The following is a 15,406-nucleotide window of genomic DNA, read 5'->3' on the forward strand; positions in this document are numbered from 1 at the left end:
TGAATCAGAGGGGCAAAAAGCACTTATGACCTGCGTTCAGCGGCTTCGGATGATGAGGCGGGTCGGCGGGAAACCCGGTAAACGTCGCCGATAGGGTTGCCCTTGCCCTATCTCACGCGTGACAAGGAGAACTCGCACCGTGACCCGCAACATCCGCCACCGGGCGATCGTCGCCGCGGCGTTCCTCGCAGCCGCTCCGGCCCTGGCCGGCTGCGGTGCCGGATCCGACGCGATCACCAACAAGCCCTACTCGCCGACCGAGGCGCTCTCGGTCAAGACGAAGGGCATCGACATCTCCCAGGCCTTCTTCCTGGGTCCGGACTCCGGCGCGACGCTGCCGGCCGGGGCGGCCACGCCGCTCTACCTGTCGGTGGTCAACACCAACGCGGGTTCCGACCAGCTCGTCGGTCTCGGCATCGACCCCGCCCTCGGTACGGCGAAGGTGAGCGCGCCCGTGACGCTCCCTCAGGACCAGCGGGTGAACGTCGGCAAGCCGACCCCCACGATCCTCATCGAAGGGCTGAAGAAGCCGCTCAAGGGCGGCGAGGGCCTCAAGGTGCAGCTGCAGTTCGCCAACGCCGGCATCGTGCAGCTCACGATCCCCGTCATCACCCGCAGCCGCGAGTTCACCGCCTACCCGCAGGCTCCAGGCGCCTCCGCGGCCCCCACGCCGTCGCCCACCCCCTCCGCCACCGGGGACGAGCACTCGGGCCACTGACCCTCCGGGGCCGGTGACGGCCTCCGGACACGCCGAGGGGCCGTACGGCGCGGGCACGCCGTACGGCCCCTCGGATCGTCCGGAGGCGAGCGGTCGCCCGGGGCGGGCCCGCCCGGCCGGGCGGCGCCCCGGAAGGGGGCGACCGTCCGGGCGCGGGCGGGGTGACTCAGACCTCCGCGGCTCAGACCTCAGCAGGTCAGACCTCGGCAGGTCAGACCTCGGCGGGGTCGAACTTGTAGCCCAGTCCCCGCACGGTGAGGATGCAGCGCGGGTTGGAGGGGTCGGACTCGACCTTGGCCCGCAGCCGCTTGACGTGCACGTCCAGGGTCTTGGTGTCGCCCACGTAGTCGGCGCCCCAGACCCGGTCGATGAGCTGGCCCCGGGTGAGCACCCGCCCGGCGTTGCGCAGCAGCACCTCCAGCAGCTCGAACTCCTTCAGGGGCAGCTGCACCGGCTCACCGCGTACGGCGACGATGTGGCGGTCGACGTCCATCCGGACCGGACCGGCGGCCAGCACCGCCGACTCCAGCTCCTCCACGTCGCCCTGGCGGCGCAGCACCGCGCGGATGCGGGCCACCAGCTCTCTCGAGGAGAAGGGCTTGGTGACGTAGTCGTCGGCGCCGAGCTCCAGCCCGACGACCTTGTCGATCTCGCTGTCCTTGGCGGTGAGCATGATGACGGGCACGTTGGAGCGCTGCCGGAGGGAGCGGCAGACCTCGGTGCCCGGCAGGCCGGGGAGCATCAGGTCGAGCAGCACCAGGTCGGCGCCGTTGCGGTCGAAGGTTTCCAGCGCCTCCGGCCCGGTGGTGGCCACGGCCACCTCGAAGCCTTCCTTGCGCAGCATGTATGACAGGGCGTCGGAGAACGATTCCTCGTCCTCGACAACGAGCACGCGAGTCACTGCGCGGCCTCCAGGGGAATCGTGACTGTTGCTGGTTCCGTGACCGCCATGCCGCCGAAGGCGGGCAGGCGGAGGGTGAAGGTGGAACCGGAACCTTCCTTGCTCCACACCGTGACCGCCCCGTTGTGGGAGGCGGCCACGTGCTTGACGATGGCCAGGCCGAGGCCCGTGCCACCGGTCGCCCGCGAACGTGCCGCGTCGACGCGGAAGAACCGTTCGAAGATCCGCTCCTGGGCGCTCTCGGGGATGCCGATCCCCTGGTCGCTCACGCTGATCTCGACGGATTCGGTGTTGGGGCCCGCCGCGCGGGCGCTGACCACGACCCGGGTGTGCTCGGGGCTGTAGGCGACCGCGTTGTCGATGAGGTTGCGCAGGGCGGTGACGAGGAGCTCGTCGTCGCCCCATATCCGCAGGCCCTCGACCCCGCCGGCGACGAGGGTGATGTCCTTGGCCGCCGCGGTGGTGTTGCAGCGGTCGATGGCCTCGTGCACCGCCTCGTCGATCAGGACCGGGCCCGGGGTGGGGATGGGCTCGGCGCCCTGGATACGGGAGAGGGTGATGAGGTCCTGGACGAGGTAGGTGAGCCGGGCCGCCTCGTGCTGCATGCGCCCGGCGAAGCGGGTGACCGCCTCGGGGTCGTCGGCGGCGTCCTGGATGGTCTCGGCCAGCAGCGACAGCGCGCCCACCGGCGTCTTGAGCTCGTGGCTCACGTTGGCCACGAAGTCGCGGCGCACCGCCTCGACGCGGCGGTGCTCGGTCTGGTCCTCGGCGAGGACGAGCACCTGGCCGTACGAGCCGAGCGGGGCGACCCGCACCGCGAAGTTGGTCGACTCCTGGCCGAACTTGTGGCCGGCCACCTCGATCTCGCTCTCGCGGATCTCGCCGTCCCTGCGTACCTTCCTGGCCAGGGCGAGCAACTCGGCCGCCATCAGGTGATCTCCCTTGACCAGGCCGAACGCGCGTGCCGCCGAGCTGGCCCGCAGCACGCGGTCCTCCTTGTCGAGCACGACCGCCGAGGACGGCAGCACGGCCAGCACCGAGGCGACCCCCTGTGGCAGCGCGCCGGGCTCGACGCCGTCAACCGGTGTCATCGCACTCCGCTGTCCATGGGTATGGCGGACGACCATCACGGCCAGCGCTCCCACGACGAAACCGGCCAGTGCGGCCAGGCTCGCCATCAGCTCACTCACGTGGTCCTCCCGTAGGCTTCACGCCCTCGATGGTAGGTCGGGCTTTTCCCATTGAGGACTGCTAAGGGGGCATGACCACGGCCTTTCCCATAAAGTTCACTTTACGGTCGAGGTTCGTTCACCGTCACCGCCCTACGGTGAGTCCCATGCGCGACGCCTATCACGAAGAACTCGACGCCCTCACCGAGCGGCTGGTCGAGATGACCCGGCTCGTGAGGTCGGCGATATCGCGGGCCACCACCGCCCTCCTGGACGCCGACATCCACCTCGCCGAGAGCGTCATCTCCCAGGACGAGGAGGTCAACCGGATCTTCGCGGAGATCGAGGCCTCGATCTTCGACCTGATGGCCAGGCAGCAGCCCGTGGCCGTGGACCTAAGAATGATCATCGCGGCACTGCGGATGGGTACCGACCTGGAGCGCATGGGCGACCTCGCCGAGCATGTGGCCAAGATCGCCCGGCTGCGCCATCCCGACTCCGCCATCCCGCCGGAGGTCCGCTCCACCATCCTGGAGATGGGGCAGATCGCCGAGCGCCTCGTCACCAAGACCGGCAGCTGCATCGCCTCGCGCGACGTGGAGTCGGCCCTGGAGCTGGAGTCCGACGACGACGCCATGGACAAGCTGCACCGGAGGCTGTTCAAGGTCCTGATGGCCCCCGACTGGAAGTACGGCGTCGAACCGGCCATCGACGTGACGCTGATCGGCCGCTACTACGAGCGCTACGCCGACCACGCGGTCCGCGTCGCGCACGACGTGGTCTACCTGGTGACGGGCTCCCGCCCCCAGGACACCTCCGCTTTCTGACGCCCGCCGGCCCTTCGCCGGTCCCCACGGACATCTTCTTGAAAGGAAAAGGAGGGAGGGCCCGCCGGATCCGGCGGGCCCTCCCTCCTTTCGTCCGTTCAGGATGGCTTTTCCGTTCCGGGTGACTTTTCTTCCGTTCCCGATGACCCTCGTCCGTTTCGGGACGCCGGGGCTACTTGCCCTGGTTGGCCACGGCCTCGATGGCGGCCTCGGCGGCGGTGGGGTCGAGGTACTGCCCGCCCTTGGTGACCGGGTGGAAGGCGTCGTCCAGCTCGTACCGGAGCGGGATGCCGGTGGGGATGTTGAGCCCGGCGATCTCGTCGTCGCCGATCCCGTCCAGGTGCTTGACCAGCGCCCGGAGCGAGTTGCCGTGCGCGACGACCAGCACGTTCCTCCCCTGCGCGAGGTCGGGCACGATCTGGTCGTACCAGTACGGCAGCATGCGCTCGACGACGTCCTTGAGGCACTCGGTCCTCGGCATCAGCTCGCCCGGCAGGAGCGCGTAGCGGGCGTCACCGGCCTGGGAGAACTCGTCGTCGTCGGCGATCGGGGGCGGCGGGACGTCGTAGGAGCGGCGCCAGAGCATGAACTGCTCGTCACCGAACTCGGCCCGCGTCTGCGCCTTGTCCTTGCCCTGCAGGGCGCCGTAGTGGCGCTCGTTGAGCCGCCAGGACCGGGAGACCGGCAGCCAGAGCAGGTCCGCGGCGCCCAGCGCGAGGTTGGCCGTCTGGATCGCCCTGGTCAGCAGGGAGGTGTGCACCACATCGGGACGCACCCCCGCGTCGAGCAGCAGCCGCCCGCCGCGGCGTGCCTCCTCCTCGCCCTTGGCCGAGAGCCCCGCGTCCACCCATCCGGTGAACAGACCCTTTGCGTTCCACTCACTCTCACCGTGCCGAAGCAGCACCAAAGTCGACATGCCGACAAGCTTAGTGGGCGCTTGCTTGGCGCTTCCGGCACTCCACCCGCCCCGAGCCCGCCCTCAACCTGCCGAGCCCGCCCCCAGCCTGCCCTGAACTGCCCTCAGCCTGCTCTGGGCTGCCCTGGCCCGACCTGGGCTGCCCTGGGCATGGCCCGTCGACGCGGCCTGGCGGCCCAGGCCCGGCCCTCGCGATAGCCCGGCCCTCGGAATCGCGCTCCCGGGGTCTCCCCGCCCCCGGGGCGGCGGAAAGGTCGCTCTCAGCGCTCGGGGTCGGCGAAGCGGGCGAAGGCCTGGAGGTTGGCGAGCGACTCGCCGCGCTTGGCGCGCCACTCCCACTCGCGCCGGATCGAGGAGGCGAAGCCCAGCTCCAGGGCGCGGTCGAAGCCCTCGTCGGAGTAGGTGAGCACGCATCCGAGAAGGCGGTCGACCTCCTCGTCGGTGACCGCCCCCAGCGGGACGCGGCCCACGAGATAGACGTCGCCGATGGGGTCGAGGGCGAAGTGCACCCCGTACATGGAGCCGTTCTTGGTGAGGAGCCAGCGGTAGAACTCGGCGTGGTTCTCGTCGGGCTGACGGCAGAAGAACGCCTCCACGTGCAGTGCCTGGTCGCCGACGATCAGCCAGGTCATGGTGGCGAGCTTGTGCTGGCCGGGGAGCTTCACCAGGAAGGCCCCCGGCCGGGGCTGCTCGTAGGAGGCGTCCGCGCTCTTCAGCGCCGCCTCGATCACTTCACGCATGGGCCCAGCTTACGAGCGGGCCTCACGAACAGCGCGCCGTCCGCTCCGCGAGCGCCCCGCGCGCGGGTCTTCAGGAGTTGACCGCGATCGGGAGGCGGTGCAGGTTCGTCATCGCCCCGGCGTAGACGTCCGCCAGCCGGGCCGCGGTGGCCGACCAGCCGAAGGCCGCCGCGTGGGCCACCGCGCCCGCCGACAGCGTCTCCCGCCATGCGGGCTCGTAGATGAACCGGCGGAGCACCCGCGCCCAGTCATGGGCGTCGTGCCCCTCGACGAGCACCCCGGACACACCGTCGCGTACGGCGGTGCGCAGCCCGCCCACGGAAGCGGCGGCGACCGGGGTGCCGCAGGCCTGGGACTCCAGGGCCACGAGGCCGAACGACTCGTTGTGGGAGGGGACGACGGTCACGTCGGACGCGCGGTACCAGTCGACCAGCTCGTGCTGGGGCGCGGGGGGAACGATCCTGACCACGTCGGAGATCCCCAGCGAGGCGGCCACGTCGGTGAGGTAGGAGGGCCTGGCCAAACCGTTGCCGCTGGGGCCGCCGACGCAGGCGACGACCAGCCTCGACCTGAGCGAGGGGTCGTCGATGAGCATCCTGGCCGCCGCGCGCAGCAGCACGTCCGGGGCCTTCAGCGGCTGTACGCGGCCCACGAACAGCAGCACGTGGGCGTCCTGCGGCAGCCCGAGCCTGTGGCGGGCCGCGCCCTGGGAGGCGGGCTGGAAGACCCTGAGGCTCACGCCGGGGTTGACGACCTCGACGCGGGCCGGGGCGGCTCCGTACAGCTCGACGAGCTCCCTGGCCTCGGTCGGGGTGTTGGCCACCAGGCGGTCGGCGACGTCCACGACCTGCTGCTCGCCCAGCACCCGGGCGGCCGGCTCCGGCCTGTCGTCGGCGGCGAGCAGGAGGTTCTTCACCTTCGCCATGGTGTGCATGGTGTGGACCAGCGGCAGGCCCCAGCGCTCCTTGGCCAGCCAGCCCACCTGGCCGGAGAGCCAGTAGTGGGAGTGGATGACGTCGTAGCGGCCCGGCTCGTACATGGCCTCGGTGCGCAGCACCCCCGACAGGAAGGCGCAGAGCTGGCCGGGCAGGTCGCCCTTGTCGAGCTCCTCGTACGGACCGGCGGTGACGTGGCGGACCGAGACGCCCGGGACGATCTCCGCGACCGGTGGCAGGTCCCGGGACGTCTGCCGGGTGAAGATCTCCACCTCCACCCCGAGTTCGGCCAGGCGTTTCGCCACTTCGACGATATAGACGTTCATCCCGCCCGCGTCCCCGGTCCCCGGCTGGTCCAGGGGGGACGTGTGCATGCTGATCGTCGCGACCCGGTTGACCCGCCGTCGCCTCACCGACACCACCTCCGAGAGGGCTCAACCATGGAAAAATCCGCAACATTCCCGACACATAGCCGCGCCAGGTCCGGGCAGGGCGGCCCCGGCGGTTCCTGGCAGGATGGGTATCCATGAAGAGGACAGCCGTTGTGACAGGGGCCAGCAGTGGGATCGGCGAGGCGACGGCCCGCAGGCTCGCCGCCGAGGGCTTCGAGGTGGTGGCCGCGGCGCGGCGCAGGGAGCGGCTCGACGAGCTGGCCGCCGAGGTGCCCGGCATCCGCCCGGTCACCCTGGACGTGACCTCACAGGAGTCGGTGGACGAGCTGGCCGCCTCGCTGGAGCGCTGCGACGTGCTGGTGAACAACGCCGGGGGCGCGATCGGCCTGGAGCCCGTGGCGAGCGGGAAGGTCGCCGACTGGCAGCGGATGTACGACGTCAACGTGATCGGCACGCTCCGCATGACCCAGGCGCTGCTGCCCAGGCTGATCGAGTCGGGCGACGGCGTGCTGCTGATGCTGACCTCGGTGGCCGGGCTCGTCTCGTACGAGGGCGGCGGCGGCTACAACGCGGCCAAGCACGCGCAGACCTCGATGACCGAGGTGCTCAGGCTGGAGCTGGTCGGCCGGCCGGTCAGGATCGTCGAGGTCGCCCCCGGGATGGTCCACACCGAGGAGTTCTCGCTGAACCGCTTCCGCGGCGACTCGGCCGCCGCCGGACGGGTCTACGAGGGTGTGCCCGACCCGCTCTCCGCCGACGACGTGGCCGACGCCATCGCCTGGTGCGTGACCCGCCCGGCCCACGTGAACATCGACCGCCTCGTCATCCGCCCCCGGGCCCAGGCCGCCCAGCACAAGGTCCACCGCGTCTGATCGTGCGGAGGCCAACGGAGAAGCCGGTAGGAGCGATCACCAGGGGGACGACCGGGCACAACCGCCTGCGGCGGGCCGACCGCTGGATCGTCGCCGCGCACGGCCGCCTGCTGCGCTCCGCCGTCCGCCCGCTGGTGGTCGACCTGGGGTACGGGGCCTCGCACACCACGACCCTGGAGATGTTCCTGCGGTTGCGCGTGATCTGCCCCTCGGTCGAGGTCGTCGGCGTCGAGATCGACCCGGCCAGGGTGGCGGCGGCCAAGCCGTACGAGCGTCCGGGACTGTCGTTCACGCTGGGCGGCTTCGAGCTGCCGGTGTCGCGGCCGCCCCTGCTGGTCAGGGCGTTCAACGTGCTGCGGCAGTACGGGGAGGCGCAGGCGTGGGAGTACTGGGCGATGCTCTCCGAACGGCTCGCGCCGGGCGGGGTGATCGTCGAGGGCACCTGCTCGGAGATGGGCCACCGCGCGGTCTGGGCCGGGCTCGACCGCTCGGGGCCCCGGACGCTCACCCTCTCGGCCCGCTTCGACGCCTTCGAGCGCCCCTCGGACCTGGCCGACCGGCTGCCCAAGACGCTCATCCACCGCAACGTCCCCGGCGAGCCCGTCCACGCCTTCCTGCGCGACTTCGACCGGGCCTGGGCCGTCAACGCCCCCCTGAGCTCGTACGGCTCCCGGCAGCGCTGGATCGCCGCGGCCGAGACGCTCGCCGGGACCTGGCCGCTGGCCGGGCACCCGCCGCTGGGCGGCCGGGGGCGCTGGCGGCTCGGCGAGATCACCCTTCCCTGGGCCGCGGTCGCCCCGAGGTGACGTCGAAACTTTGGTAAGGCAACCCTAAGTTGTCCGCATATATTTGGTAAAGTCCGCATATGGCAGAACTGCGGTTCGTGGTGGACCCCGAACTCACCCCGGCTCTCACCGGCGAGCTCGTCGAGTGCTGGACCGAGGTGGTCAACGCCGGAGGGTCGGTCGGCTTCGTCCCCCCGGTCACCTCCGACGACATCCTGGAGACGGCGACCGCCACCTTCGCCGCCTGCGACGTCACCCGCGACGACCCCGACCATCTGCTCGTCGGGTTCGACGCGGACGACCGGGTGGCGTGCTGGCTGGTCCTGGGCGACGGGAAGTCGTGGCTGCGGGCGCACTGGCGCTGGGTGTGGCGCGTGATGGTCGATCCCAAGCACCAGGGCAGGGGCTACGGGACGCTGCTCATGCGGGCCGCCGACGACGCCGCCCGCGACCTGGGGGTGGAGGCGCTGCACCTGACGGTCCGCGGCGGCACCGGGATCGAGGGCTTCTACGGCCGGCTGGGATACGTGGAGGTCGGCCGGATCCCGCGGGCGATCCGCCTCGCTCCGGGCGACGACCGGGACGAGATCTACATGGTCAAACAGCTGTGACACAGGTCACTCGACAACCCGTAGTACTACCCCTCGTGGTGCGGGAGTTAGGCTTGGATGCGTGAAGGGTCTCGGCGAGCTTGAACGCAGCATCATGGACATCATCTGGGCACAGCCATCTCCCGTGACGGCGCGGGAGGTCGGGCGTCTGATCGCCGACCGCGATCTGGCGCCCACCACCGTGATGACCGTGCTCGACCGGCTCACCCGCAAGGGGTTTCTGCTCCGCACCCGGGACGGGCGCGCGTGGCGGTACGCACCGGCGGAGAGCCGCGACGCCTACGTCGCGGAGCTTATGCTGGAAGCGCTGGATATGACCGGTGACCGGTCGGCGGCCCTCACCCGGTTCGCCCAGGCCGTCACCGGCACCGAAGCCGACATCCTGCGCAGGGCCCTGACGGACCTGGAGGAGCTGGAGGACGAGTAGATGACCGCGGCAGCCCTGGCGACGCTCGCCCTGGTCTGCGCGGTCGGTGCCTGGCGGTTCACCCGGGCGCGGTGGACCTACCGCGCTCCGCACGTGGCCATCGTCCTGTGGCAGGCGCTGGGGGTCACCTGGGGCCTGGCCGGGACGGGCGCCCTGCTCGGTTACGCGCTGGAGCCCTACGGCGAGGGCGTGCTGCACGGCCTGCACGAGTTCGCGGCCTCCTCGCTCACCGGCGGACGCGGGCTCCCCCGGCCGTACGAGCTGCCGAGGATCGTCGCGCTCGCCGCCGGGCTCACCGCGCTGGCCGTGCTGATCCTGGTGCTTCTCGCCGCGGGCGCGCAGACGTTCCGCGCCCGCCACCGCCACCGCACCCTGCTCGCCCTGATCGCCAGGGAGGACCCGGTGGTCCCCGGCGTGCGGGTGCTCGACCACCCGGGCGCCACCGCCTACTGCGTGCCCGGCCTGCGCTCCCAGGTGGTGGTCAGCGAGGGGGCGCTCAAGCTGCTCTCCGCCGACGAGCTGAGCGCGGTGCTCGCCCACGAGGCCGCACACGTGCGCGAGCGGCACGACCTGGTGCTGCTGCCCTTCGCCGCGCTGCGCCGGGCGCTGCCCTGGTCGCGCGTGGTCAGGGACGCGCAGAGCGAGGTCGGCCTGCTCGTGGAGATGGCCGCCGACGACGTCGCCCGCCGCTGCTGCTCCGCGCGCCGCCTGGCGACCGCCCTGCTGCGCTTCGGCACGGCGGGCGCCGTCCCGGCCCCGCACGGCGCGCTGGGCGCCGCGAACTCCACCGCCGCCGTGATGGCGAGGGTCGAGCGCCTGGTGAACCCGATCCCGGTCCTGCCGCGCGGGATCCGCTACGCCATCGTCGCCTTCTCCGTCGCCCTGACGTCGTCGGCACCGCTGCTGTGGCTGGTTCCGTACTGAGAGCCGCGCCAGGACCCGTGGCGGGCCCTTCCGGGGCCGGTCCCGCGACCCGTGGCGGGACCCGCCGGGGCCGGCCTCGCGCCGACCCGCCTCGAAAACGTCGACCCGCCTTGAAAATACGGCCGGCTCGCATACCGAGCCCAGGTCTCCCCCTGGAGTTCCGGCCGGATTCGTCCGTCTATAGCCAAGCTCACCCCAAAGTGCTTGCAAGTGTTAGCCAACCCGTTTGCAATAGCAAGCACGATGCGGCAGACTCGAGCCATGGCACTACCCAAGGTCGGCTCGATCGGTGAGTACATCCGCGAGCAGCGCACGCACGCGAAGATCTCCCTGCGACAGCTCGCCGCGGCGGCGGGGGTCTCCAACCCCTACCTGAGCCAGATCGAGCGCGGGCTGCGCAAGCCCAGCGCCGAGATCCTGAACCAGATCGCCAAGGGTCTGCACATCTCGTCGCAGGCGCTCTACGTCCAGGCGGGCCTCATCGAGGAGCGCGAGCCGGACAGCGACGTGCTGACCGCGATCAGGGCCGACCACCTCATCACCGAGCGCCAGCGCCAGGTGCTGATCGACATCTACGAGTCGTTCCGCAAGGAGAACCAGCAGGCCGAGGCCCCGGACGACGACGTGCAGACCTCCCAGAAAGCACGTCTCGCACCGGAGCCCCGGCGGGGTGACGCGGACTCCTCGCCTGACGACGAGGCGCCGCTCCCCGGGGAATACCTCACCGCGTTGAAGCCCTACGCGGTCCCCCCGAGCAACGGCCACATCACCGAGGAAACCAAGGAAGGTTAACCCATGCCCATCACCGCCGAAGTCAAGAAGCTGGCCGAGTCCAAGCCGTTCTACGCCGTCGCCGGGGCCGGCGACTTCGCCGTCGAGAAGCTCCTCGAGCTTCCCGAGCAGATCCAGAGGCTGCAGGGCCGCCGCGAGGAGATCCGCGAGGCCGCGAAGGACCTCCCGGAGAGGGCCAGGCAGCTCGCCGGCAAGGCCGAGGGATACGCCAAGGACTTCCCCGTGAAGGCGCGCGACTACGCCGACCAGATCGCGGGCAGGGCCAACGAGCTCTACGAGGAGTTCGCCAACCGCGGCCGCAAGGTCGTCTCCAAGACCAGCGGCGAGATCGCCCTGGAGCTGGAGGAGGTCTCCGAGGCCGCCGAGCCCGCGATCGCCTCCGCCCGGACGCCCAAGAAGGGCACCCGCACCTCGAAGCCGACCACGACCGGCAGGTCGACCACGACCGGCCGGTCCACCCCGCCCAGGGGCTGAGCGAGTCCCCTCACGGACTCCGGTTCCACGGCCCGCCCCGGCATCGTCTCCGGTGCGGGCCTTCGGCGTCCGAGGGCCCGCGCCCGGCGAGGGCGGGAAAGCGGGCCGGAACGAGCGGGCGCGAGAACGGGCCGCCAAGCCCGGCCGGTACGAGCCGAGGACGACCCGAACGGGGCTTTCGGCATTAGGCTGAGGGAGACCGGCGAGGCGAACGTTCTGGAGAGACGATGATCGAAATCCACGGTGCCCTGGACCTGGTCTTCTGGATCCTGGCCGTCGGAGTGTTCGCACTGTCGGGCTGGGCGCTCGTGCACGCGGTGAAGACCCCGGCACGGGCGTTCGCGGTCACCGGCAAGCAGACCAAGAACCTGTGGCTGGTCATCCTCGGGCTGGCGGCCCTGTTCGGCTTCGCCGCCGCGGTGCAGTACCTCCCCGTGCTGAGCATCTTCACGATCGCGTCCGTCATCGCCTCGGGCATCTACCTGGCCGACGTGCGTCCCGCCGTGCGGGAGATCGGCAAGGGCGGCGGCAACCAGGGGCCGTACGGACCCTGGTGAACCGGTCCCGGGCCCGCCGTTTCGCGCGGGCCCTGGACGGCTCCGGAAAACCGGGTTGCCCGGCGAGGTTCCGGCCGGTAGACACACCGGATGATGTTCGCGCGCAAGCCCACGCTCCCCGGAGAGCACGTGACGCTCCGGCCGGTCGGCCCCGAGCACGTGGACGGCCTCTGGGAGCTGGTCAACGACCCCGAGACCGTCCGGCTGACCGGTTCGCACGGCAAACCCGACTACGAGGGGCTCAAGGCCTGGTACGGCTCGCGGGGCGAGCACGGCGACCGGCTGGACCTGGCGATCTGCGCCGCCGGGGACGACGCCTACGTGGGCGAGATCGTGCTCAACGAGCTCGACGCCGACAACCTCTCCTGCAACCTGCGCATCGCGCTGATCGGCCCCCGGGCGTACGGCAGGGGATACGGCACCGAGGCGATCCGGCTCACCCTCGACCACGTCTTCCGCACCACGCCGCTGCACCGGGTGGCCCTGGAGGTTTACGCCTTCAACGAGCGGGCAGCGCACGTATACCGCAAGATCGGATTCGTCCAGGAGGGCGTCTGCCGCGACGCCCTGCGTCTAAACGGGGAATGGTATGACTCCGTAATCATGGCGATACTTGCCCCTGACTGGGTTGTCAGGGAAATTTGACATACACATGGTGATTTTTCGGAAACATCTTTTGACACTTCCGAAACAATGCTAGGTTCACTGGGAGCGCTCCCACCTGTGCAGGATCTTGGTGTGGAGGAAGTTATGACCGATCTACCCACACTTGCCCAAGTCGCCGCAGAGGCAGGGGTCTCCCCCGCCACGGCGTCTCGGGTACTCACCGGTTCAGTCAGAGTCAGCACGTCGACTCGTAGGCAGGTGCATGACGCAATATCGCGTCTCGGTTACGTAAGGCATCGCGCTCCCCGTGGCGGCTCCGGCCGCCGGTCCGACCAGGTCGTGGCCATCGTGGTCTGCGAACCCGCGCACCGGCTCTTCACCGAGCCATTCTACGCACGGATGATCACGGCCGCGGAGGAGGTCCTCACCGGGCACGGCGTGCCACTCGCCGTGATGACCGCCACGGCGGCCACCTCCACCATCGCCACACCGCCGCTCGTCGCCGGAGGCATCGACGGCGTCCTGCTGATCGGCGCACGTGACAGGCATCCGCTCGTGGTGACCCTGGCCGCCTCGGGCATTCCCGTACGGAGTGCGGGCCGTCCCCCGGACGGCATCGACCTCCCCCACGTCGACATGGACAACCGCGACGGCGGCCGGCAGGCGGCGGAACACCTGCTGCTCGGCGGCCGGAGGTCCATCGGTGTCATCGCGGGCCCACCCGCCCTTCCGGCCGCCCGCGACCGGCTCGACGGGTTCATGCAGACCCTCGCCCTGGCCGGGATGACCGGTGTGCCGGTCGCGTACGGCGACTTCAGCCACACGTCGGGGGTGCACGGCATGCAGTGGCTGCTGCGCAGGATGCCGCACGTCGACGCGGTCTTCGCCGCCTCCGACGTGATGGCGGCCGCCGCGCTGCAGACCCTGCGCCGTGCCGGTCGCCGGGTGCCGGAGGACGTGGCGGTCATCGGGTTCGACGACGCACCCGCCGCCCGGCGGACCTCCCCCACGCTCACCACCGTCCGCCAGCCGGTGGAGGACTTCGCCGCGCTCGCCACCCGGCTGCTGCTGCTCTCGATGGGCTCGGCCGGTACTCCCCGTGACAATCCCGTCCTCCCCACTGAGCTGGTGGTCCGTGAGTCCGCCTGACCAGGTCGGGCTTCGCGCGGGAGACCTGCTCACCCGCAGGTACCTGCTGCTGGAGCGGATCGCGTGGGGTGGCATGAGCGTCATCTGGCGCGCCTTCGACCAGTCACTCCAGCGGATGGTCGCCGTCAAGCTGCTCGACGGCGAGCTGGGTGTCGACCAGGGGGAGCGCGAGCTGATCCGCAGGGAGGCGCGTGCCACCGCGCGCCTCATCCACCCCGACGCGATCGAGGTCTACGACTACGGGGAGAGCGTGACCTCGCACGGTCGCCTGGCCGCGTACGTCGTCATGCGCCTGCTGGAGGGGCGCCCGCTGGCGGACCGGATCAACGAGGGCCCGCTGCCGTGGGCGGAGGCGGCGACGATCGCCGCCAGGCTGGCCACTGTGCTGGCCGCCGCCCACGAGCGGGGCATCGTGCACCGGGACGTCACCGCCGAGAACGTGCTGCTGACCTCCTCGGGCGCCAAGCTGCTCGACTTCGGCATCGCGGCGTTCATCGGGGAGGACGCCGACGACCGGGCCTCCGACTACGGGACCCCGCCCTACGTGGCGCCCGAGCGGCTCACCGGCACGGTCGCGGACCCGGCGAGTGACGTCTACGCGCTGGGCGTGCTGCTGTTCGAGATGCTCACCGGCGATCCCCCGTACCCGGAACGGACCTGGGAGGAGATCGAGAACGTCCGCCGGGAGGGACCGCCGCCGGTGGCGGAGGTGCCGGGCATGCCCGCCCGGATCGGCGCGCTCTGCCAGGTCTGCCTGTCGCACCGGCCCGAGGCCAGGCCCAGGGCGCAGGAGGTGGCCGACGACCTGGCCGCGGTCCTCAGGCCCCCGGCCGCGACCCCGGTCCACTGGGCCCGCGGGAGCGGGCTGGTGCGCTGGACGGTGGTCGCGGCGGCGGCGGCGCTGCTCGCGGGTCTCCTGGTGTGGAGCCGGATCTCCGGTTCCTACGAGGAACAGGTGGCCGCTCCACCGGGTCGCGGGACGGTGCCGCCCACGGTTCTCGACCCCACCACCGCCTATCCCGAACCGGGTACGACGCCACGCCCCAGTCCCTCTCCGTCCGGCGCCTCCCCGAGGCGGGGCGGGCAGGTGGCGGAACCCGTACCGGGAGTGGCGGAGCCCGTACCGGGCGTGGAGGCGATCCCCTCCCACGCCCCGAATCTCAACCAGAGCGTGCGGCGCTTCAACGCGGTGCTGGCGAGGGGGGAGGACGAGGGCAGGATCCGTCCGGACGTGGCCCTGGACCTGCGGCAGGTGCTGGCCAACAGCGTCTGGGGCTCCCGCGACCTCGCCCCGATCCGGGGAAAGATCGCCGATCGTCACCGGGAGGGTTCGCTGCCCGACGACTTCCGCCACGCGCTGGAGGCTCAGCTCCTGCTCATGTCGCTCGCGTTGACCGGCTAGGAAGTGGCTGGGAATTCGTTGACCGGCTGGAAAGCCGGAACACACGGCCGGGCCCCCTCGAATCCTCCGGTGGAGGGGGCCCGGGTTCCGGCCGCCGGGGGTTCGCGATTTCGGAGCCGCCGGCCGGGCCGCGGTGCGCGACTCCCGCCGGCCTCCGAACGCCGGCGAGCCTCGCGCGGACGTGCCCGTCCCTCCCGCCACCCGCGACA

18 protein-coding genes are annotated in these 15,406 nt (G+C 71.1%); 13 read left to right on the forward strand and 5 right to left on the reverse strand.

Annotation, left to right across the window (positions count from 1 at the left end; all coding sequences use genetic code 11):
• Positions 1 to 139 precede the first annotated feature (139 nt).
• Complete coding sequence (locus AB0G15_RS17525; RefSeq protein ID WP_362840483.1) at positions 140 to 718, forward strand: copper chaperone PCu(A)C; 579 nt, start codon at positions 140 to 142, stop codon at positions 716 to 718.
• A gap of 211 nt (positions 719 to 929) precedes the next feature.
• Here AB0G15_RS17525 and AB0G15_RS17530 read toward each other — a convergent pair whose 3' ends face one another.
• Entirely contained in the window at positions 930 to 1,619 is a 690-nt protein-coding gene (locus AB0G15_RS17530) for a response regulator transcription factor (protein ID WP_362678267.1), read from the reverse strand.
• Positions 1,616 to 2,797, reverse strand: coding sequence for an ATP-binding protein (locus AB0G15_RS17535; protein ID WP_362840636.1), 1,182 nt, complete (start codon positions 2,795 to 2,797; stop codon positions 1,616 to 1,618). The genes AB0G15_RS17530 and AB0G15_RS17535 overlap by 4 nt, the downstream gene beginning before the upstream one ends.
• Before the next feature lie 158 nt (positions 2,798 to 2,955).
• On the opposite strand from AB0G15_RS17535, the gene phoU reads away from it, so the two are divergent.
• Positions 2,956 to 3,615 carry a phosphate signaling complex protein PhoU gene (gene phoU, locus AB0G15_RS17540; protein WP_362840485.1) on the forward strand — a complete coding sequence of 220 codons (660 nt, stop codon included), beginning with the start codon at positions 2,956 to 2,958 and terminating at the stop codon, positions 3,613 to 3,615.
• A gap of 172 nt (positions 3,616 to 3,787) precedes the next feature.
• Here the strand turns inward: phoU and AB0G15_RS17545 are convergent, their stop codons facing one another.
• The 3 genes from AB0G15_RS17545 to mshA all read right to left on the reverse strand — a co-directional run bounded on the left by AB0G15_RS17545 (position 3,788) and on the right by mshA (position 6,625).
• Positions 3,788 to 4,531, reverse strand: a complete 744-nt coding sequence (locus tag AB0G15_RS17545; RefSeq protein WP_362678263.1) for a phosphoglyceromutase — start codon at positions 4,529 to 4,531, stop codon at positions 3,788 to 3,790.
• A 260-nt stretch (positions 4,532 to 4,791) separates the two neighbouring features.
• Entirely contained in the window at positions 4,792 to 5,271 is a 480-nt protein-coding gene (locus tag AB0G15_RS17550) for a YbjN domain-containing protein (RefSeq protein ID WP_362678261.1), read from the reverse strand.
• A 70-nt stretch (positions 5,272 to 5,341) separates the two neighbouring features.
• Positions 5,342 to 6,625 carry a D-inositol-3-phosphate glycosyltransferase gene (gene mshA, locus AB0G15_RS17555; RefSeq protein ID WP_362840487.1) on the reverse strand — a complete coding sequence of 428 codons (1,284 nt, stop codon included), beginning with the start codon at positions 6,623 to 6,625 and terminating at the stop codon, positions 5,342 to 5,344.
• A gap of 107 nt (positions 6,626 to 6,732) precedes the next feature.
• Here mshA and AB0G15_RS17560 point away from each other — a divergent pair, with 107 nt between their 5' ends.
• The 11 genes from AB0G15_RS17560 to AB0G15_RS17610 all read left to right on the forward strand — a co-directional run bounded on the left by AB0G15_RS17560 (position 6,733) and on the right by AB0G15_RS17610 (position 15,197).
• Positions 6,733 to 7,470: an SDR family NAD(P)-dependent oxidoreductase gene (locus AB0G15_RS17560; RefSeq protein ID WP_362678257.1), complete on the forward strand. Its 738-nt coding sequence runs from the start codon at positions 6,733 to 6,735 to the stop codon at positions 7,468 to 7,470.
• A 2-nt stretch (positions 7,471 to 7,472) separates the two neighbouring features.
• Positions 7,473 to 8,276 (forward strand): class I SAM-dependent methyltransferase, encoded by an 804-nt coding sequence (locus AB0G15_RS17565; protein WP_362840490.1) that lies wholly within the window; start codon positions 7,473 to 7,475, stop codon positions 8,274 to 8,276.
• Between the two features lie 59 nt (positions 8,277 to 8,335).
• Positions 8,336 to 8,866 carry a GNAT family N-acetyltransferase gene (locus tag AB0G15_RS17570; protein ID WP_362840492.1) on the forward strand — a complete coding sequence of 177 codons (531 nt, stop codon included), beginning with the start codon at positions 8,336 to 8,338 and terminating at the stop codon, positions 8,864 to 8,866.
• Positions 8,867 to 8,927: 61 nt separating this feature from the next.
• Positions 8,928 to 9,293, forward strand: coding sequence for a BlaI/MecI/CopY family transcriptional regulator (locus tag AB0G15_RS17575; protein WP_362678251.1), 366 nt, complete (start codon positions 8,928 to 8,930; stop codon positions 9,291 to 9,293).
• On the forward strand, positions 9,294 to 10,217 hold the full coding sequence (locus AB0G15_RS17580) for a M56 family metallopeptidase (RefSeq protein ID WP_362840494.1): 924 nt from the start codon (positions 9,294 to 9,296) through the stop codon (positions 10,215 to 10,217).
• 261 nt (positions 10,218 to 10,478) lie between these two features.
• On the forward strand, positions 10,479 to 11,009 hold the full coding sequence (locus AB0G15_RS17585; protein WP_362840497.1) for a helix-turn-helix domain-containing protein: 531 nt from the start codon (positions 10,479 to 10,481) through the stop codon (positions 11,007 to 11,009).
• Positions 11,010 to 11,012: 3 nt separating this feature from the next.
• Entirely contained in the window at positions 11,013 to 11,483 is a 471-nt protein-coding gene (locus AB0G15_RS17590) for a hypothetical protein (protein WP_362840500.1), read from the forward strand.
• Positions 11,484 to 11,710: 227 nt separating this feature from the next.
• Complete coding sequence (locus AB0G15_RS17595; protein ID WP_362678243.1) at positions 11,711 to 12,040, forward strand: DUF2516 family protein; 330 nt, start codon at positions 11,711 to 11,713, stop codon at positions 12,038 to 12,040.
• Positions 12,041 to 12,130: 90 nt separating this feature from the next.
• Positions 12,131 to 12,685, forward strand: coding sequence for a GNAT family protein (locus AB0G15_RS17600; RefSeq protein WP_362678241.1), 555 nt, complete (start codon positions 12,131 to 12,133; stop codon positions 12,683 to 12,685).
• 105 nt (positions 12,686 to 12,790) lie between these two features.
• Positions 12,791 to 13,795 carry a LacI family DNA-binding transcriptional regulator gene (locus tag AB0G15_RS17605; RefSeq protein ID WP_362840503.1) on the forward strand — a complete coding sequence of 335 codons (1,005 nt, stop codon included), beginning with the start codon at positions 12,791 to 12,793 and terminating at the stop codon, positions 13,793 to 13,795.
• Positions 13,782 to 15,197, forward strand: a complete 1,416-nt coding sequence (locus AB0G15_RS17610) for a serine/threonine-protein kinase (protein WP_362840506.1) — start codon at positions 13,782 to 13,784, stop codon at positions 15,195 to 15,197. The genes AB0G15_RS17605 and AB0G15_RS17610 overlap by 14 nt, the downstream gene beginning before the upstream one ends.
• Positions 15,198 to 15,406: the final 209 nt, after the last annotated feature.

Source organism: Streptosporangium sp. NPDC023825, from assembly GCF_040639575.1.
Classification (GTDB): domain Bacteria; phylum Actinomycetota; class Actinomycetes; order Streptosporangiales; family Streptosporangiaceae; genus Streptosporangium.